Origin of the sequence: Paraburkholderia sp. GAS33, assembly GCF_050436645.1 — a bacterium.
Lineage (GTDB): Bacteria > Pseudomonadota > Gammaproteobacteria > Burkholderiales > Burkholderiaceae > Paraburkholderia > Paraburkholderia phenazinium_B.
Genome location: NZ_JBNDMP010000016.1, coordinates 148,482 through 166,792 on the forward strand (window position 1 = coordinate 148,482; position 18,311 = coordinate 166,792).

The window sequence follows — 18,311 nt, forward strand, 5'->3', positions numbered from 1 at the left end:
TTCTCCGAATAGCGCAGCGGGACCGTCTGCGGCCGTGCTGCAGTCAACCGTCATCAATGGCTCTAAAAAGCTAAAAGAACAGCCAGCCCGTCACGAGAAACAACGGCACCAGAATAACGACGGACCAGCCCAGGTAAGCAAAAAAGCTCGGCATACGCACGCCGCGCGACTCCGCAATCGCCTTCACCATGAAGTTCGGCGCATTGCCGATATAGCTGTTCGCGCCCATGAATACCGCGCCGGCCGAAATCGCGGCCAGCGTGGTGGCGCCCTTCGTCATCAGCGTTTGCGCGTCGCCGCCGGCCAGGTTGAAGAACACCAGATAGGTAGGCGCGTTGTCAAGAAACGACGACAGCAAACCCGTCGCCCAGAAGTACATCGCGTCGCGCGGCTGGCCCGATGCGTCGTTGACCAGATGCACGATACCCGCGAACGCGCCTGCGTCGCCCGCGCGCAGAATCGTGATGACCGGCGCGATCGTCACGAAGATGCCGGCGAACAGTTTCGCGACCTCTTCGATCGGCGCCCAGTTGAAGGCATTGCCCTCGCGCGCCGCGCGCGGCGTCACCGCCAGCGAGAGCAGCGTGACGCCGATCAGCGCCACATCGCGCAGCGCGTTTTGCAGCGCGACGTGAGTGCCAAAAACGTCGAACTCGATACCCGGCTTCCACAGGCCACTCATCAGCACGAGCGCAATGACCACGCCAAGCAGCACGAAATTGATCTTGCCGTCGATACCGAGCGGTGGCGTATCGGGCGTGGGATCGAGAAACGGCGAACGCTCTTCTTCACGACGATGGTAAAAGTACGAATCGAGCGCGTAGAAGATCACGAGCAGGACGCCACACACGAACAGCATCGGCAAAGCCAGATGCACGGTGGTCCAGAAAAAGCCCACGCCGTTGAGAAAACCGAGAAACAGCGGCGGGTCGCCGAGCGGTGACAGCGAGCCGCCCGCGTTAGCGACGAGGAAGATGAAGAACACCACCACATGCACGACGTGCTTGCGATTATCGTTGGCACGCAGCAGTGGCCGGATCAGCAGCATTGCCGCGCCGGTCGTGCCCATGATGCTGGCGAGTGCCGTACCGAGCGCGATGATCGCCGTATTCATGCGTGGCGAGCCGTGCAGATTCCCGCGCACGCAGATGCCGCCCGCCACCGTATAGAGCGCAGTCAACAGCACGATGAACGGCACGTACTCTTCGAGCATGGCGTGAACGAACGAGCCGAGCGCTACGCCGGCACCGAACATCACACCAAACGGCACCAGAAACAGGATGGCCCAGCCTGCCGCGATCTTGCCGAAATGGTGATGCCAGAAAGTCGGCGCGATGAGCGGGAACACGGCAATCGACAGCAGCACACCGGCAAATGGCGCGCCCCACCATGCCGACAGGGTTGCGCCATCGAGCGTCGCGGCCGACGCGATTTGCGGCCCAAGCGCCATTACGGCGGCGAGCACGATGCTCGTCCACACAGCATGTCGCTTCATGTACGCACGACGATCGCATGCACCCGATACGGCCCGTGTGCCCCGAGCACGATGGTCTGCTCGATATCGCCGGTACGCGACGGCCCCGATACGAAGTTGACGGCGCGCGGCAGTTCGCCCCGTTCGGAGCGAATCAGGTTGAAGGCGTCTTCATGACCGGCGACGATGCGCGAGGCCGGCACGATCGCGATGTGCGTTTCGGGAAGCAGACCGGCGGACGCATAGGTTTCGGGTCCCGACAATAGCACCAGCGTACCGGTCTCCGCTGTTGCGCAGAAGCAGCCGGTGATGCCGACTACATCGCCATCTTCCGGTTTGCGAAATTCGATGCTGAGACCTGCTTCGGTCCAGTTGAAGTCTTGCAGCGTTTGCCAGGCAATGGCCTGCAGCGGCAAGCCGTGCTGCGTGAGATAGCGAAGCACCGCAGCCGGCACATCGCTCAAGGCGTCAACGCTCTCAACGGTGGTGGACAGCTTCTGCGCCTCTTCGATAAAACGCGCGACCAGATCGTTCGGCATAGCTGGCCGCGGACCTTGCGGATGTCGAGCGAGATAGTCGGCAGCGGCTTCGCGCTCGGATTCGGCCGGCGCTGCTTCGCGGCCCTGGGCTGCGCGGATGCGCGCCAGGATGTTGCGGCGGGCAATCGATGTATCCATGTGGGCCAAATCCTCGCGAGTGTCTCGTTTCTTTCGATAGCCGTGCGGCAGGCAGGTATCGCGAGAATTATACCGGCCACCTCACTCGCGGACACTCGTCCAGATGGCCTAAGCGGGCGCGCACCAGGCGCCCGCACAGAAAGTCACCGCCGTTACGGCGAGACCTCCTCGTCCGGCTGTTTGATGCCGAAAACCTGGCGCAGATAAGCGAGGTACGCCTTGTCGTCGCACATATTCTTGCCCGGCGAATCGGACAGTTTGGCAACCGGCTGACCGTTGCAGCGAACCATCTTGATGACGATCTGAAGCGGGTTATAGCCGAGGTCATTGGTCAGGTTGGTGCCGACGCCGAACGCGAGCTTGCAGCGTCCGCGGAAGCGTTCATACAGTTGCAGGACCTTCGGAATATCGAGCGCATCCGAGAACACGAGAATCTTCGTGCGCGAATCGCAGCGATTCGCCTCGTAGTGCTTCAGAAGCCGCTCGCCCCACTCGAACGGATCGCCTGAATCGTGACGCGCGCCGTCGAACAGCTTGCAGAAGTACATGTCGAAATCGCGCAGGAACGCTTCCATGCCGTACACGTCGGACAGCGCGATGCCCAGGTCGCCGCGGTACTCCTTCGCCCACATCTCGAAGCCGTAGATCTGCGAATCGCGCAGCCGCGGGCCGAGCGCCTGGCAGGCCTGAAGGTATTCGTGGGCCATCGTGCCGAGCGGCGTGAGGCCATGCTTCATGGCGTAGAAAACGTTGCTGGTGCCGGTGAACTGCTCGCCCAGATCGTCTTTCAGCGTCAGGATCACCTCTTCGTGCCAGCGCTTCGAGAAGCGGCGGCGCGTGCCGTAGTCGGCGATCTTGCAGTCCGCGAATTCCGGGCGTGCGCCGAGCAGCTTGATCTTTTCGGAGAGACGCTCACGGCCTTCGCCGTAGGCCGGCTCCCGCTGCGTGTTGCGAAAGTAGACCTCATTGACGATCGCCAGCACCGGAATCTCGAACAGGATCGTATGCAGCCATGGACCCTTGATCTCGATGTCGATCTCGCCATTGCCCTTCGGCGAAGGGGTAATCGAAATGTACTTGTCGTTCAGATGGAAGAGCGCGAGGAACTCGATGAAATCGCCCTTGATGAAGCGCATGCGACGCAGGTAGTCGAGCTCGTCGTCGGTAAAACGCAATTCGCACAGTTTGCGCACTTCGCCGCGGATTTCCTCGATATAAGGCACGAGGTCGACGTTCGGCGTCCTGCAGCGGAAGCGGTATTCCACGCTCGCGGCAGGGAAATGATGCAAAACCACCTGCATCATCGTGAACTTGTACAGGTCAGTATCGAGCAGCGAAGTAATAATCATGATGGTGCGTACCGGACTGCAGGAAGAACGGAAGGCCCGACTGGGCCCATGCGCCTGCGGCACGCCCCGGCGCGCCGACCTGACGCATGTTACCCGAATGCGCGCGGGCATATGGCGCAGGCAGCCTTACGCAGTGCCATAAACTAATCACGAAAACGTATAAACCGGGTGAGCCCGTGCTGCATATGCCTCTTGACGTTACGATACAATAGCGCTTTTGGCGTTTCGCCTCCCCGATACCGCATGCAGGAGCTGCCTGAATGACTCACGTTGTGACCGAAAGCTGCATCAAGTGCCGCTATACCGACTGCGTCGATGTGTGCCCGGTGGACTGCTTTCGCGAAGGTCCCAACTTCCTCGCGATCGACCCCGATGAGTGCATCGACTGTGCTGTGTGCGTCGCCGAATGTCCGGTGAACGCCATCTACGCCGAAGAAGACGTCCCGGGCGACCAGCAGGACTTCATCGCGCTGAATGCCGATCTCGCCAAGGGCTGGCCGAGCATCACGAAGACGAAGGCCCCGCTGCCGGAGGCCGACGAATTCAAGGACGTGAAGGAAAAGCTGACTTTGCTCGCTCGCTAAGCAGCCCTACGCGCGGCGGCTCACGGCCTCAAGGTCGCACCCGGCTGCTGCGCCCCGGTCCCTGTATCACCCTCCCCGGCCGCGCCTGTTCGAACGAAATCGAGATGGGCCAAGGGTCTTGACAGGTTCCGGAGCACCTCCTACAATTTCGCTTCTCTGCTTTTGTTGTTCCCCGATAGCTCAGTCGGTAGAGCGCCGGACTGTTAATCCGTAGGTCCCTGGTTCGAGCCCAGGTCGGGGAGCCAAGATTTGCAAAGGCCCGTTAACCAAAACGGGCTTTTTTATGTAAAGGTTGTACTGCTGTTCCTCGATAGCTCAGTCGGTAGAGCGCCGGACTGTTAATCCGTAGGTCCCTGGTTCGAGCCCAGGTCGAGGAGCCAAAAGATTCGAAGGCCCGCATTTGCGGGCCTTTTGTTTTTGGGCGGCGCGCGTCGCGGTAATACTGGCCACCCAATAAACGTTGCGCTCTTCGCGTTCATCCCATTCCGCTCTCCTTCCGCAGTTTCCAGACGCATCCACCCGCGTCACGGTTGCCGTTATACGATGGTGCTTTCGCTTTGCCATCATTCCCGATCACTCCGGTATCCCAATGAAATCACCCTTGTTGCGCGTTACGCTCGCCTTCGCTGTCACGGCTCTGCTCACCCCTCTCGCGCACAGCGAGGAAGTGGGCAGCGTCAACACCAATTTCCACGTGACCGGCTCTGACCGGGTGGTGGTCGAAGCCTACGATGACCCGATCGTGCAAGGCATCACCTGCTATGTGTCGCGAGCCCGTACCGGCGGCATCAAGGGCACGCTCGGCATTGCGGAAGATCCGACCGAAGCATCGATCGCCTGTCGCCAGGTGGGCGCCATCAAGTTCACCGGTCCTGTCAAGCAGCAGTCCGATGTGTTTTCGGTGAGCATGTCGCTGATCTTCAAGACGCTGCACGTGGTGCGGATCGTCGATGCGAAGCGCAACTCGCTGGTGTATCTGACCTACAGCGATCGCGTCGCCAGCGGCAGCGCGAAGAACAGCGTCAGCGCGGTGGCAGTGCCAGCCGGCACTACGATTCCGCTCAAGTGAAAGCTGCTTGTACGGTGACAGCCTGCTCGCGCTAAACTGGCAGGCCGAGCCGGATTTCCATCATGACCGTGACCCGTTTCCGCGATTCCGCCCGCTACTGGCGTACGCCGCTTTTGCCTGGCGCGGATCTGCTCACGGCTGAATACCACGATCACGAGTTTTCGCCGCACTGGCACGACGCGTACACCATCCCGGTGATCGTCGCCGGCGCCGAATGCTACCGGTATCTGGGCGCGGACTACGTCGCCGAGGCGGGCAGCGTGCCGATCATCAACCCCGGTGAACTGCACACGGGCGCGCGGGCGATGGAGGAAGGCTGGCGCTACCGCGTGCTGTACGCGCCGGTGGATTTCATCCAGCAACTCGCGGACGACGTCGCCGGTCAGCCCCAGCCATTGCCATGGTTCGAACCCGGCGTGATCCGCGATGTGGAAGTCGCGCAACGGCTCGCACGCGCTCACCGTCTGCTCGAAGCGCAAGCCGATCCGCTCGCAGCCGAAGCCGCGATGCTCGACGCCCTGTCGATGCTGCTCGTGCGCTACTCCGGCGGGCAGACAAAGCCAGCACGGCTCGCCGTCGATGACACCCGCGTCGCGACCATGAAAGAGCGCCTTACCGGCGATCTCGCCACGCCACTCCAGCTAGGCGAACTGGCAAGCGCCGTCGGCCTGTCGCCGTTCCACGCTGCGCGTCTGTTCGCCCAGAGCACCGGCCTGCCGCCGCACGCGTGGCGCAACCAGGTTCGGCTGCAACGCGCACTGGCGCCGCTGCGCGCGGGAGTCTCTGTCACCGAGGTAGCCGCGGCCAGCGGGTTCACCGATCAGAGCCACTTCACCCGGCATTTCCGGCGCGTGTTTGGGGTGCCGCCCGGGCGCTGGCAGGCTAGCTAAGCGCAAGGCAAGCGGAAGCAGCGGTCACAGCACCGCAGCAAACCACCATAGCAAGAACGTACAAGCCCTCCCCACCCCGCCGCGGCTATCCTCCGCAGACCAAGGAGGCAAGATTGACCCATACCAGACGCACTGAATTCACCGCCGGCGCGCGCGACATCATCCCGATGATGGTCGGCGCCGCGCCGTTCGGCATGATCTTCGGCACCCTCGTCACATCCGGCCCGCTGCACCTGTGGCACGGGCAACTGATGTCGCTCGTCGTTTTCGCCGGCTCGGCGCAATTTATTGCGCTGGGCCTGATCGCAGGCCATACGAGCTTCGCGGTGGTGCTGGCTACCACCCTGGTCGTGAACCTGCGGCACGTCCTATACAGCGCCACGCTCGCGCCCTATGTCTCGAACCTGCCGCTGCGCTGGCGCCTCGCGCTGGGCGGCGTGCTCACCGACGAAGTCTTCGCGGTCGCCTGGGCGCACTACAGGCACCATCCGCCGGGCTCGATCAGCCCGTACTACTTCCTCGGCGCGGGTCTCGCCATGTATCTCAACTGGCAGATCTGGACGCTCGCCGGCCTTCTGTTCGGCGCGGCGTTCCCCGGTCTGCAGTCGCTCGGGCTCGATTTCGCCATGGCCGCCACCTTCATCGCGATCGTCGTGCCCCAACTCGTCGCGCTACGTTATTTCGCCGCGGCCGTCACCGCGGGCGCGCTGGCGTTCTTCTGGCAGGCGTGGCCCTATAAGCTGGGCCTGCTCGGCGCGGTGTTCGCCGGAGTCGTGGTCGGCGTGCTGCTGTCGTTGCCCGGCAGCCAGCGGCGCACGGCAGAGGCGGAGGCGGAGGCGGCACAATGAACTACGCCCTCCTGATTCTCGGCATGGCGCTCATCACGTGGACGATCCGCGCGACCGTTTTCGTGCTCGGCGAGCGGCTGGTGTTCCCGCCGCTCGTGCGGACCGCCCTCGGTTTCGTGCCGGTGACGGTGCTTACCGCCATCATCGTGCCCATGACCGTCTCGCCCCACGGCGGCGACGCCGAACTCACGTGGCGCAATCCGCAACTCGTCGGGGCTCTCGCCGCCGTGGCCGTCAGTGCGCTGACCCGCCGGCCATTGCTCACCATTGCGGTCGGACTCACGGTCTTTTTTGTCTGGCAAGGCGTCGTCCTCAAGTAGAGCGGCCCCCCTGGTTGCATCGCCAGCCTTGTGCAGCGCCGCAACCGGCGCTGCATCCGACGGCCCGCACGCGCCAGCCCCAAGCTCTGCCCCTCAAGTTTTACCCCATTCCGCCGTTATGCAGTCGAGGTCCGCTCGCCGGGAAGTTCTCCCGCTGGTTATGCGGCAACAAGCAAGATCAACCGCGTCGAGCATCGACGTCGCCCTGTCACGGGGGCAGTTCGCAGAAGGCGACACTTTTGCGGTGCAACGCGGGAGGACCAAACGGGATACGACATGGGTCAAATCACCCTTTCACTCAAAGACGAAACCGTCGCAAACCTGCGCAAGGACTTTGACGCGTTTCTGCGCGTCTCGCTCAAGCTCGACCCGCAGTTCGCCACGCCGTCGTTTGAGGATTTTCTGCGCGCCAAACTGCTCGACAACATGGTGCCGCTCACCGAACACGCGGTGAAGCGGATGTTGCAGGGCGGTCAATACGCATGGGCTAAACGCACGCTGGACAAGGAATTCCCGGATGTCGTCGCGATCCTGATGCAGCAGGCATCAGAGTTCGGGTTTGGCTTCGCCTCGCGCTCCGAATGGACCCCGGAGGAACTGGCCAAGCAGTGTCACGACTGGGCGGCGGCGATCGTCAAGGAATCGGATGGCGATGCGTCGCTGGTGGATCCGCTCGCCGCGCAGATCAAGAGCGCGGCGCAGGACATCCAGGCGCTCGAAGAGACCATGCAAACGCCGGCATGGCGGCTGGTCGAGTCGCTGCGGCAGCGGGTCTACGAGGCGAAGGTGGCGTGCGAGACGAGCATTGGCAGCACCGCGCGCGAAAAGCTTGGCGAACTACGCGGCCTGTTGCGGTTGGGCATTTCCCACGGCTCGTTCCAGAAACAGGAAGCGCAGCAGATCATGGAATATCTGCGCCTGCTGAAGCCGGAAATCTTTGTCGAAGAGCCATACGACATTTTCTCGCGGCTCGCGGCGTGGCTACGCGCCTTCTTTACGCCGCCGCCCCGCCCGCAACCACAGCAACAACAGCCGCGGCAGCAGTCACGCTAGACGGCGCCGGGTGCCGGTACACCCCACCCGCGCTCAGTCCCACATCTTTTTCAGCTTCGCCGCAATTTCGAGCTTCGCTTGCGCCGCCGCGGCCAGTCCCGCCGCGCTCGGCGCAACGGGCTCGGGCACGCGCGGCCAGGCATGCGCGTCGAAGAGCGGCAGCAGGTGCGCCGGGATGAAACGCGTGCGCGAGGCCCAAACGTGCCGATCGCCCAGATGCGTCTGGTTATGCACGTAGAAGCGTTGCGGCACGACGATGTGAAGATCCTCCTTCGCACGCGTCATCGCCACGTACAGCAGGCGTCGCTCCTCGTCGATCTCCGCCTCGCTGCCCGTGCCGAGGTCCGACGGAATGCAGCCGTCGACCCCGTTCAGCACGAACACATTGCGCCACTCTTGCCCCTTTGCCGAATGGATGGTCGACAGGATCAGATAGTCTTCGTCGAGCATGGGCACGCCGGATTCGTCGCTAGTGGCATCGGGCGGGTCGAGCGTCAACTCCGTCAGGAAACGCTCGCGCGAGGCATAGGTGGCGGCGATGCTCTCCATTTGCAGCAGATCCGCATGACGGATGGCCGCGTCTTCGTGATTGCGTTCAAGGTGAGGTTCGTACCAGCGCCGCACCCGTTCGAACTCGGCCGGCCACGACGAGCCCTGATTGCAGATGCTCGACATTAAAGCGACGAATGGTTGCCAGTCTTCCAGAGTGCGCGGCGGTGGAGCGAAGGCTGCCAGCGCGTTGGCCGTAGCGCCGGGGGCAATTTCAGTCACCGCATCCAGCACACGCGCCGCCGTCGCCGGCCCGACACCAGGCAAGAGCTGCGTGACGCGAAACCCCGCCACCCGGTCACGCGGATTTTCCGCCCAGCGCAGCACGGCCAGCACGTCTTTCACGTGCACCGAGTCGAGAAACTTGAGGCCGCCGAATTTCACAAACGGAATGTTGCGCCGGGTCAGTTCGATCTCCAGCGCGGCGCTGTGATGAGCGGCGCGAAACAGCACCGCTTGCGCCTTCAGCTTCATGCCGGCTTCGCGCGCCTCGAGCACCTGTTCGACCACGTAACGCGCCTGATCGGCCTCGTCCGCCACGCTGACGAGGTGCGGGCGCTGGGCGGATGCCTTGTCCGTCCACAGGTTTTTGGTGAAGCGCTCGCTGGCGAGCTCGATCACCGCGTTCGACGCCGCCAGAATCGGCTGCGTCGAGCGGTAGTTACGCTCGAGCGTGACCTGTCTCGCGGGCGGATTGAAGTGGCCCGGAAAATCGAGGATGTTGCGCACCGTCGCGCCGCGAAACGAGTAGATCGATTGGGCGTCGTCGCCCACCACGGTCAGGCCGCGGCCGTCGGGCTTCAACGCGAGGAGGATAGACGCCTGCAGGCGATTGGTGTCCTGATACTCGTCTACCAGCACGTGATCGAAGCGGCCCGCAAGGTCAGCAGCGATCGCCGGTTGCTCGGCCATCAGGGACCAGTAGAGCAGCAGATCGTCGTAGTCGAGCACGCTCTGCTTCTGCTTGGCTTCAACATAAGTGGCAAACAGCAGCCGCAGATCCGCCTCCCACTCGCGGCACCACGGAAACGCGTCGTTCAGCACATCCGCCAACGCCGCGCCGGTGTTGACAACGCGCGAGTAGATCGCGAGGCAGGTGCCCTTCGATGGAAAACGCCGTTCCTTCGCCGAGAGCCCGAGCTCGTGCCGCACGAGGTTCATCAGGTCGGCGGAATCCTCGCGATCGTTGATCGTGAAGGTGGGCGCGAGGCCGATCAGTTCGGCATATTCGCGCAGCAGACGGGCGCCGATGCCGTGAAACGTGCCCGACCACGTCAGACCCTGTGCCACCGCGGCCCGCGCGCCCAGCGCCTGTCCGGCGATGCGCGTCACCCGCCGGGTCATTTCGACCGCGGCCCGGCGTGAAAACGTCAGCAGGAGGATTCGACGGGGATCGACACCCTTGACGACCAGATTGGCGACCCGGTGCGCCAATGTATTGGTCTTGCCCGACCCCGCGCCTGCAATGACCAGCAGGGCGCCGGTCGGCTGCGTAACGTTGCCGGTGTCGTATTCGACGGCTTCGCGCTGCGCGTCATTGAGCCTCGCCAGCCAGGAGGCAGTATCGGACGGCGCGGGTTCGGCAACGGAGAGCACGGTGTCTGGGCGGCAGATAGAGGGTTACAGGGCATGGGCCGCAAAACAGCGCGGCGCCGCATACTGTATATCCATACAACCAGCTCCGACAAGCACCCTTTTTTTCCTCAACCACCGAGACGACGCCCCCCACCCCTACTCCTTCTTCGCGTCCTTTTCCTTCGCATCGGCCGCAGCCTTATCAGCGTCAGACTGCGCCTCCGTCTTCGACTTGTCGGCCTTCGCCTGAGCGACATCGGACTTCTTGTCCGCCTTCGCCTGTTCCTTGGCAGCCTTCTTGTCGGCGTGCGTGGGCGTTGCGGTCGAGTCGTTCGTTTGCGCGAACGCAACCGGCGACACGCAGCCGGCAATCAGCGCCGCCATAATCCAGTTCATGGGCTTATTCATGCAATACCTCCCTCAGGGTCACGGACAGGCCACGGACAACCCGCCGATAAAATTGAACGGGCCGGCCGCGGCAAGCCGCGCCGGCCCGTCGGAGCGGCTCACCGCCCCCTTGCTACATGCTTAGTGCTTGACGTCGGAAGCATCATCCTGGTTCGGCGTCTGGCCTTGCATGTTCATCTTCATATCGTTGTTGGCCGTCTGCTTGTCGGCCTTCTTGTTAATCTTGGCGTCACGGACTTGCTGCTTGTACTGCGACTTGGCCGCGGCCTGCTGCTGCTTCAACTCTGCCTTCGACGCCTTCTTCGACGCGCTGTACTGGGCATTGGCATGCGCATCCGCGTCGCGCTTTTGCACCAGCGGATCGGTCGAGCCCGATGCCGTCAGACGCTGCGGCGCCGGGGTCGGCGGCTGGACGCCTTGCGCGGCCGGAGCCGCTGTATCGGCGCCGGGCGCCGCCATTTGCTGGCCCGCGCCGCCGGCATCCGGTTGCGCGTTGGTCTGCGCGAACGCACCGGTAGCGGCAAAAGCAGTCAGGGCGGTACCGATCAGGAGCGAACGAATCTGGGTCATAGCTTTACCTCTCTAAAATTGTTGTCAGGACTCGGACGGCAAGCCACCGAAGATGCTGGCGGTGCGTATCGTCCGGTCTGCTGCGCCCTGCCGTCGAAGTGACGGAAGGTCACGCAGACAGCAGGTTTTTCTACAGACCTGCCCTTTGCGAGTGAAGTTCGCGAGAAACGGTCACTGTTACGCACCGTTTCATTTTCTAACGAAAACATAACCTATGCTTTCAATCAGCATAAGCCGGACTGCCTGAGGCTATCCATGTGGCTTCTGGCTTATGATGCGAACCCCGTTACCCTTGCCGCAATCGCCATGCCCAATCTCGATTTCACCCTGACCGGCGACTATGTCGAATTGCACAATCTCCTGAAGATAACGGGGCTTGCCGACAGCGGCGGCTCCGCCAAACTGATGGTTGCCTCCGGCGCAGTGACCGTGGATGGCCGGGTCGAGCTACGTAAAACCTGCAAAATCCGCGCGGGACAAGTTGTTTTGCTGGGCGACACCCGGATTGCCGTGCACGAGGCATAGCGCCGCCGGGCTCGGCTCAGCGCTGGACTGCGGGCTCGCCAAAAATCCGCACCAAAGATGTGCTTACAGATCGACAACAGCTCGCCTACCCCCTAAGCTGTCGGTTTCGATAGAAACGGCATGGACGCGACCTGCTCCGTGCCTCGCTTTATGACCCGATCCGGCCTCTCCCGGGTGGCCGCGCCGCCGCCTACGTTTTCCCGCCACGCCGCCGACACCGCCCGCCTCGCCGCCCCGCTCGCCATTGCCCAACTGTCGCAAATGGCAATGGGCGTCACCGATACGATCCTGCTAGGTTCGCTCGGGCCCGACGCGCTCGCCGCCGGCGGACTTGGCGCGAACCTGTTCTTCGTGGTCGTCACGCTGCTGCAGGGCGTGCTGACGTCGGTGAGCGTGAGCGTCTCGCACGCTCGCGGCGCCCAGGCCGAAGACCGCGTGCCGCACATCTACTGGACCGGCTTCGTGATGTCGATGCTGCTGGCGGTCCCCGCCTTCACGGTACTGTCGCTCGCCACGCCGATCCTGCTTGCCTTTGGCGAGCCGGCCCTACTCGCGCACAACGTCGGCGAATACGCCGCCATCCTGCGCTGGGGTGCGCCTGCCAGCCTGATCGGGGTCGGCCTGATGCGCTCGTTCCTGCCGGCCATCGGTGCGGCCAAACGTCTGTTATGGGTGTCGCTGGCGGGGGTCTGCGTGAACGGTTTCCTGAACTACAGCCTGATCCACGGGGCGAACGGTTTGCCGCGCCTCGGCTTCCTCGGTTCGGCGACAGCCACCACCATCACCGTGTGGATCACCGCGCTGGTGCTGATGGGGTGGCTGCATCTGCGCCCCCGCTATCGCCACTTCGTCACCGCGACGCGGCCCAGATTGCCGTTGATGGGCGAACTGTTCGGCATCGGCTGGCCGGTGGCGATCACCTATGGCGTCGAGTCCACGCTCTTTCTGGCGACGGGCCTCATGGTCGGCGTGCTCGGCGAATCGCAGCTCGCGGCGCATCAGATCGCGCTGAACGTTGCGTCGGTGGCGTTCATGGTACCGCTCGCGATCGGTCAGGCCGCCAATGTGCGGGTCGGCTTCTGGTCCGGCGCGGGGCAGCCGCTCGCCGCGCGCCACGCGGGCTTCGTGGCGCTCGGGTTGGGCGTCGGATTCATGTCGCTGTCGGGGCTCGTCCTGATCCTCGCGCCGCACTGGATCGTCGGTCTGTATTTACACCTCGACGATCCCGCGAATGCCGCCACCGTGGCGTTGGCCAGCTCGCTGCTTGGCGTCGCCGCGATCTTCCAGATCGTCGACGGTATGCAGACGGTCGGCTCCGGATGTCTGCGCGGTCTCAAGGACACGCGCGTGCCAATGCTGGCCGCCGCGTTCGGCTACTGGGGGATCGGTTTTCCGACCGGCTACACGCTCGCGTTTCATTTCGGGCTTGGCGCACGAGGTCTGTGGTGGGGTCTCGCGGCGGGACTCGCGAGCGTCGCGTTGCTCATGACGCTGCGCTTTCACAAGCTCAGCCTGCGACGCGTGCCGGCCGCTGCGCAACCATCGGTATGACCGCGCCCCGACTGCCCGCTTGCGCGTCCCATAAGGACGGCACCGGACACGCATCCAACGCGTGCCGCCTGGCATGCGCCATCCGCACGGCCAGTAATCCGCTGTCCGATGCTTCGACGCCTTGCACGCCGGCCCGCTCGAATTGCCATCCAGAAACAGAACCAAGGACCTCCTGACATGCTTGCCCGGGTTACCCGTCTCTTTCCGCTGTGGGCCGTGCTGGTCTCACTCGCCGCCTATTTTTCGCCGGCTTCGTTCAGCCCCATCGCGCCGCACGTCACCACCCTGCTGACAATCATCATGCTGGCGATGGGCGTGACCCTTTCCATCGCCGACTTCAGGCGCGTCTTCACCCGGCCCGCGCCGGTCGTCGCCGGCATCGTCCTGCACTATCTCGTCATGCCGCTCGCCGCGTGGGGCATCGCCAAAGTGCTGCACATGCCGCCCGATCTGACGGCGGGCATGGTGCTGGTAGGCAGTGTCGCGAGCGGTACGGCGTCGAACGTGATGATCTATCTGGCGCGCGGCGACGTAGCGTTATCGGTGACGATCAGTGCGCTGTCGACGCTGGTTGGCGTGTTCGCGACGCCGCTGCTCACGCGCCTTTATGTCGACGCCTCGATCGCAGTCGATGTGCGCGGCATGCTGATGAGCATCCTCGAGATCGTCGCACTGCCGATCGTGGTAGGCCTCGTCGTCAACCATCTGTTCGGCAAACTGGTGCGCAAGGTCGAACCGGTTCTGCCGCTGGTGTCGATGATTGCCATCCTGCTGATCATCTCCGCGGTGGTGGGCGGTACGCAGAAAAGTATCGCGTCGGTCGGTCTCGTGGTGATGCTCGGCGTGGTACTGCATAACGGCATCGGTCTGCTCGGCGGGTATTGGGGCGGCCGCTTGCTCGGTTTCGACGAAGCCGTGTGCCGCACGCTGGCGATCGAAGTCGGCATGCAGAATTCCGGCCTCGCCGCGACGCTCGGCAAACTGTATTTTTCACCGCTGGCCGCATTGCCCGGTGCCCTGTTCTCGGTATGGCACAACCTCTCGGGATCGCTGCTCGCGGGATACTGGGCAGGTCGCCCGGCCAAAGGTTCCACGCATCCTGACAGCGGGTCCGCGTTCGAGGCGAAACGCAGCTAAGGGTAACGCTGCGCGCTCGTCATCGAAGAGCGCGCAGCGACACTCGCAACCATGCTGCGCAGGTGTCGCCCACGAGTGCGACTCACTTGCATATCGTTAGCATGACGAATCACACCACAGACCCCTACGTCGCAATACCATCCCTGCCGGGTTGAGACGCCAGCCGCTCTCATGAACATCAGGCGCAAGTGCGATGTCACATACTTGCCCGATCAATTCCCCTTAGAATGCTTTCCTCGACAGAGCACAGATGCATCGGGTGTACGCCCTGAACGTTGCACTTCAGGCCGTGCGCGAACCGAATCCAGCGGAGGAATAACGTGCCGGCGTACGACAGCAACAACAACATCACGTCGCAATATCGTCAACGTCCACCAAGGACGACACCATTCGCGAGCACCGCAGTGCGAATGGCCACGCGCATCGGCAAGCATTGCCTGCTGGTGTGCGCCGCGGCGGCACTTTTGACCGCCTGCGCAAGCCGGCCGCCCGCGGCCGCATTCGATCGTCCCGTCACACACGCACTGCCGACCACCACCACGACACCACTGAGCGCCGCTCTCTCGCCCATCGAAAGCGCGCATCCCGACGAATCCGGCTTTCGCGTGCTGTCGAATGGAACCGAGGCGCTGCAGATGCGTATCGCCCTCGCCCGCGCGGCGACGAAGACGCTCGATATGCAGTACTACATCGCCAACGAAGACACTACCGGCAAGCTCCTCCTCGGCGCCGCGCTCTACGCCGCCGACCACGGCGTGCGCGTGCGCATGCTCGTCGACGACCTGAATTTCAAGGACATCGACGACACAATGGCCGGACTGAATTCGCATCCCAACATCGAGGTGCGGGTCTTCAATCCGTTTGGCAGCAGTCATCGCAGCGTGTTCGAGCGCACCACCAACCTGCTCACGAAGATCGACCAGTTCACGCGCCGCATGCACAACAAGGCGATGATCGCGGACAACCAGTTGGCGATCGTCGGCGGCCGCAATCTCGGCGACGAGTATTTCAGCGCGAGCACCACGCTGCAGTTCCGCGACCTCGACGTGCTCGCGGCAGGTCCGATTACCGCCGACGTGTCGGCCAGCTTCGACGAGTACTGGAACAGCTCCGGCGCCTATCCGCTGAAGGCGCTGAATCACCAGAACTTCTCGCCGCAGGAACTCGACGCGACGCGCGATGCATTGCGCGCGCACTGGCGCACCAACGCCGATCCCTACAACGCGAAACCGCTGAATGCGACACCGCTCGCAACGCAGATCGCCGCCAACCAACTCGACCTCACGTGGGCTCCAGCGGAATTCAAGGCCGATACGCCGGGCAAGATCGATCAGCCGTCGCCTGACTACGTCAGCCCACCCATGCAACGTCTCGCCGATCTGATGAAGGAGGCCCAGAAAGAGTTTCTGGTGGTATCGCCGTACTTCGTACCGCACGATGCCGGGGTGGATGCACTCGCGCAACTCACGCAGCGCGGCATACGGGTCGCGGTCCTGACCAACTCGCTCGCCGCCACCGACGCGGTGGCCGTGCAAGCCGGCTACAGCCCCTACCGTGTGACGCTACTGCAGCACGGCGTCGAGCTGTACGAATTCAAGCCTGACCAGCAAAGCACGGGGACGTCGGTGACAGGCTCGCGTTCACGCGCCAGCCTGCACGCGAAAACCTACGTGCTTGACCGCCAGATTCTGGTGATCGGCTCGATGAACCTCGATCCGCGCTCGGCGAATCTGAACACCGAACTGGCGCTCTTCATCCACAGTCCGGTGCTGGCGGGCCAGGTCGCCGCGCTGTTCGACCGTGCGACCGCGCCGGCGGTCAGCTATCGGGTCACGCTCGCCTCGAAGGCAGAACTTGCCGGAGTGAGCTACATTGGTTCGCCGCAGTCGCAACTCGAATGGACTGACGAGGAGAACGGCCAGCGGCACACCTACACCTCGGACCCGCAAGCAGGTTTGTACCGGAATGTGATGACGGGTCTATTCTTGTTATTGCCAGTCCAGGGTCAGCTTTGATGCACGCCTTGCAGCGCGGGCGCGCAGGGCATCCGAACCATGCAGTTATCCAGCTAATTGAGCTTTTCAGTTAAAGCGGAGTTGAACCATGACCGAAGACGTACGAATGGAGCGCGACACGTTCGGCGAGATTGCCGTGCCAAACGCGCAGCTATGGGGCGCGCAAACCCAGCGTTCGCTGCAGAATTTCCGCATCTCCACGGAGAAGCAATCGCCCGAGCTGATCACGGCGCTGGCCGTCATCAAGCGTGCGGCGGCCGAGGTCAATCTGGGCCTCGGCGTGCTCGACGAGAGCAAAGCGAAGGCCATTATGCAGGCCGCCGACGAAATCATCGAAGGCAAGCATCCGCACGAATTTCCGCTGGCGGTCTGGCAGACCGGCTCCGGCACGCAGACCAACATGAACCTCAACGAGGTGATCGCCAACCGCGCGAGCGAGCTGTTGGGCGGCGAGCGCGGCGAGGCGCGCAAGGTGCACCCGAACGACGACGTAAATCGCGGCCAGTCGTCCAACGACGTGTTTCCGACGGCCATGCATGTGGCGGCGGCGGTCGGCATCGTCAAGCATCTGGTGCCCGCGCTAAAGACGCTGCGTGCGACGCTCGACAGCAAGGCGAAAGCATTTGCCGGGATCGTCAAGATCGGCCGCACCCACTTGCAGGATGCGACGCCGCTCACGCTAGGTCAGGAATTCTCCGGTTATGTGGCGCAACTCGATCACGGCATTCGCCACGTCGAATCGGCGCTGCCGCATCTCTACGAACTCGCGCAGGGCGGCACTGCGGTCGGTACCGGCCTTAACGCGCATCCGCAGTTCGCCGACAAGGTTGCCGCGGCAATCGGCAAGCTAACCGGTGTGCCGTTCGTGTCGGCGCCCAACAAGTTCGAGGTGATGGCCGCCGCCGATGCGCTGGTATTCGCGCACGGTGCGCTCAAGACCGTGGCGGCCAGCCTGATGAAGATCGCCAACGACGTGCGCTGGCTCGCGAGCGGCCCGCGTTGCGGTCTCGGCGAACTATCGATTCCGGAAAACGAGCCCGGTAGCTCGATCATGCCGGGCAAGGTTAATCCGACCCAGTCCGAAGCGATGACCATGCTGTGCTGCCAGGTGTTCGGCAACGACGTCGCGGTGAATATGGGCGGCGCGAGCGGCAACTTCGAGCTGAACGTGTTCCGTCCGATGATTGCGCACAACGTGCTGCAGTCGATCCGCCTGCTCGCCGACGGCGCGCACAGCTTCAACGACAACTGCGCGGTCGGCATCGAGCCGAATCGCGAGCGCATCGACACGCTGCTCAACGAATCACTGATGCTGGTGACGGCGCTCAATCCGCACATCGGCTACGACAAGGCGGCCAAGATCGCGAAGAAGGCGCACAAGGAAGGCACGACGCTCAAGGCGTCGGCGCTGGCGCTTGGATTTGTCACCGAACAGCAGTTCGACGAGTGGGTAAAGCCGAACGATATGGTCGGCAATACGCCGGGTTGAGGTCGTGAGGTCAGGCCGCGTTCAGGCCTGACTGGAACCGGGTTTCGTGCTGAACGAAGCCCGTTTCAGGCCACCGCGAGACAGATGCAAAAAGCGCCGTGGCGGGTGTCGGGACCCGCCCCGCGCGTTTGTTGGGTTGCGCGTAAAAATTTGCCGGCGCCCCAGCGGGCGGGGTGAGTGAGGCGCAAGCGGGGCGCGCCGCGATCACATACAGCGCGGACGTGGCCC

Annotated in this window: 17 protein-coding genes and 2 tRNA genes; 13 read left to right on the forward strand and 6 right to left on the reverse strand. The window is 63.3% G+C overall.

The window, feature by feature from the left end; all coding sequences use genetic code 11:
* Nucleotides 1–70 precede the first annotated feature (70 nt).
* From P3T24_RS34220 to pncB, 3 genes are all read right to left on the reverse strand, one after another.
* On the reverse strand, nucleotides 71–1,495 hold the full coding sequence (locus P3T24_RS34220; protein WP_429441189.1) for a sodium:proton antiporter: 1,425 nt from the start codon (nucleotides 1,493–1,495) through the stop codon (nucleotides 71–73).
* A complete protein-coding gene (locus P3T24_RS34225) occupies nucleotides 1,492–2,151 on the reverse strand; it encodes a LutC/YkgG family protein (protein WP_429441191.1) in 660 nt (219 codons plus the stop codon). Before P3T24_RS34225 ends, P3T24_RS34220 begins: the two co-directional genes overlap by 4 nt.
* A gap of 152 nt (nucleotides 2,152–2,303) precedes the next feature.
* Complete coding sequence (pncB, locus tag P3T24_RS34230) at nucleotides 2,304–3,500, reverse strand: nicotinate phosphoribosyltransferase (protein WP_074263819.1); 1,197 nt, start codon at nucleotides 3,498–3,500, stop codon at nucleotides 2,304–2,306.
* Between the two features lie 260 nt (nucleotides 3,501–3,760).
* Here pncB and fdxA point away from each other — a divergent pair, with 260 nt between their 5' ends.
* The 8 genes from fdxA (at nucleotide 3,761) to P3T24_RS34270 (ending at nucleotide 8,264) form a co-directional block, all read left to right on the forward strand.
* The gene (gene fdxA, locus P3T24_RS34235) at nucleotides 3,761–4,084 is read left to right on the forward strand and encodes a ferredoxin FdxA (RefSeq protein WP_074263818.1); all 324 of its coding nucleotides are present in this window, start codon (nucleotides 3,761–3,763) and stop codon (nucleotides 4,082–4,084) included.
* A 169-nt stretch (nucleotides 4,085–4,253) separates the two neighbouring features.
* Nucleotides 4,254–4,329, forward strand: a tRNA-Asn gene (locus P3T24_RS34240).
* A 59-nt stretch (nucleotides 4,330–4,388) separates the two neighbouring features.
* Nucleotides 4,389–4,464: transfer RNA gene (locus P3T24_RS34245), tRNA-Asn, on the forward strand.
* A gap of 209 nt (nucleotides 4,465–4,673) precedes the next feature.
* Complete coding sequence (locus tag P3T24_RS34250; RefSeq protein ID WP_429441193.1) at nucleotides 4,674–5,153, forward strand: CreA family protein; 480 nt, start codon at nucleotides 4,674–4,676, stop codon at nucleotides 5,151–5,153.
* A 62-nt stretch (nucleotides 5,154–5,215) separates the two neighbouring features.
* The gene (locus P3T24_RS34255; RefSeq protein WP_074263816.1) at nucleotides 5,216–6,043 is read left to right on the forward strand and encodes a helix-turn-helix transcriptional regulator; all 828 of its coding nucleotides are present in this window, start codon (nucleotides 5,216–5,218) and stop codon (nucleotides 6,041–6,043) included.
* Nucleotides 6,044–6,210: 167 nt separating this feature from the next.
* On the forward strand, nucleotides 6,211–6,891 hold the full coding sequence (locus tag P3T24_RS34260) for an AzlC family ABC transporter permease (RefSeq protein WP_083611500.1): 681 nt from the start codon (nucleotides 6,211–6,213) through the stop codon (nucleotides 6,889–6,891).
* On the forward strand, nucleotides 6,888–7,211 hold the full coding sequence (locus P3T24_RS34265) for an AzlD domain-containing protein (protein ID WP_074263814.1): 324 nt from the start codon (nucleotides 6,888–6,890) through the stop codon (nucleotides 7,209–7,211). The genes P3T24_RS34260 and P3T24_RS34265 overlap by 4 nt, the downstream gene beginning before the upstream one ends.
* A 276-nt stretch (nucleotides 7,212–7,487) precedes the next feature.
* Complete coding sequence (locus tag P3T24_RS34270; RefSeq protein ID WP_074263813.1) at nucleotides 7,488–8,264, forward strand: DUF4088 family protein; 777 nt, start codon at nucleotides 7,488–7,490, stop codon at nucleotides 8,262–8,264.
* A 33-nt stretch (nucleotides 8,265–8,297) separates the two neighbouring features.
* Here the strand turns inward: P3T24_RS34270 and P3T24_RS34275 are convergent, their stop codons facing one another.
* The 3 genes from P3T24_RS34275 to P3T24_RS34285 form a co-directional block, all read right to left on the reverse strand.
* On the reverse strand, nucleotides 8,298–10,409 hold the full coding sequence (locus tag P3T24_RS34275) for an ATP-dependent helicase (protein ID WP_429441196.1): 2,112 nt from the start codon (nucleotides 10,407–10,409) through the stop codon (nucleotides 8,298–8,300).
* A 135-nt stretch (nucleotides 10,410–10,544) separates the two neighbouring features.
* Complete coding sequence (locus P3T24_RS34280) at nucleotides 10,545–10,796, reverse strand: hypothetical protein (protein ID WP_429403998.1); 252 nt, start codon at nucleotides 10,794–10,796, stop codon at nucleotides 10,545–10,547.
* A 120-nt stretch (nucleotides 10,797–10,916) separates the two neighbouring features.
* A complete protein-coding gene (locus P3T24_RS34285) occupies nucleotides 10,917–11,366 on the reverse strand; it encodes a hypothetical protein (RefSeq protein WP_429441198.1) in 450 nt (149 codons plus the stop codon).
* 306 nt (nucleotides 11,367–11,672) lie between these two features.
* Here P3T24_RS34285 and P3T24_RS34290 point away from each other — a divergent pair, with 306 nt between their 5' ends.
* The 5 genes from P3T24_RS34290 (at nucleotide 11,673) to fumC (ending at nucleotide 18,083) form a co-directional block, all read left to right on the forward strand.
* Complete coding sequence (locus P3T24_RS34290) at nucleotides 11,673–11,891, forward strand: RNA-binding S4 domain-containing protein (protein ID WP_429441236.1); 219 nt, start codon at nucleotides 11,673–11,675, stop codon at nucleotides 11,889–11,891.
* A gap of 150 nt (nucleotides 11,892–12,041) precedes the next feature.
* Nucleotides 12,042–13,442, forward strand: a complete 1,401-nt coding sequence (locus P3T24_RS34295; RefSeq protein ID WP_429441201.1) for an MATE family efflux transporter — start codon at nucleotides 12,042–12,044, stop codon at nucleotides 13,440–13,442.
* A gap of 177 nt (nucleotides 13,443–13,619) precedes the next feature.
* Entirely contained in the window at nucleotides 13,620–14,579 is a 960-nt protein-coding gene (gene panS / locus P3T24_RS34300) for a ketopantoate/pantoate/pantothenate transporter PanS (RefSeq protein ID WP_429288144.1), read from the forward strand.
* 410 nt (nucleotides 14,580–14,989) lie between these two features.
* Nucleotides 14,990–16,594: a phospholipase D family protein gene (locus P3T24_RS34305; RefSeq protein ID WP_429441203.1), complete on the forward strand. Its 1,605-nt coding sequence runs from the start codon at nucleotides 14,990–14,992 to the stop codon at nucleotides 16,592–16,594.
* Nucleotides 16,595–16,682: 88 nt separating this feature from the next.
* The gene (gene fumC, locus P3T24_RS34310; RefSeq protein WP_429441206.1) at nucleotides 16,683–18,083 is read left to right on the forward strand and encodes a class II fumarate hydratase; all 1,401 of its coding nucleotides are present in this window, start codon (nucleotides 16,683–16,685) and stop codon (nucleotides 18,081–18,083) included.
* Nucleotides 18,084–18,311: the final 228 nt, after the last annotated feature.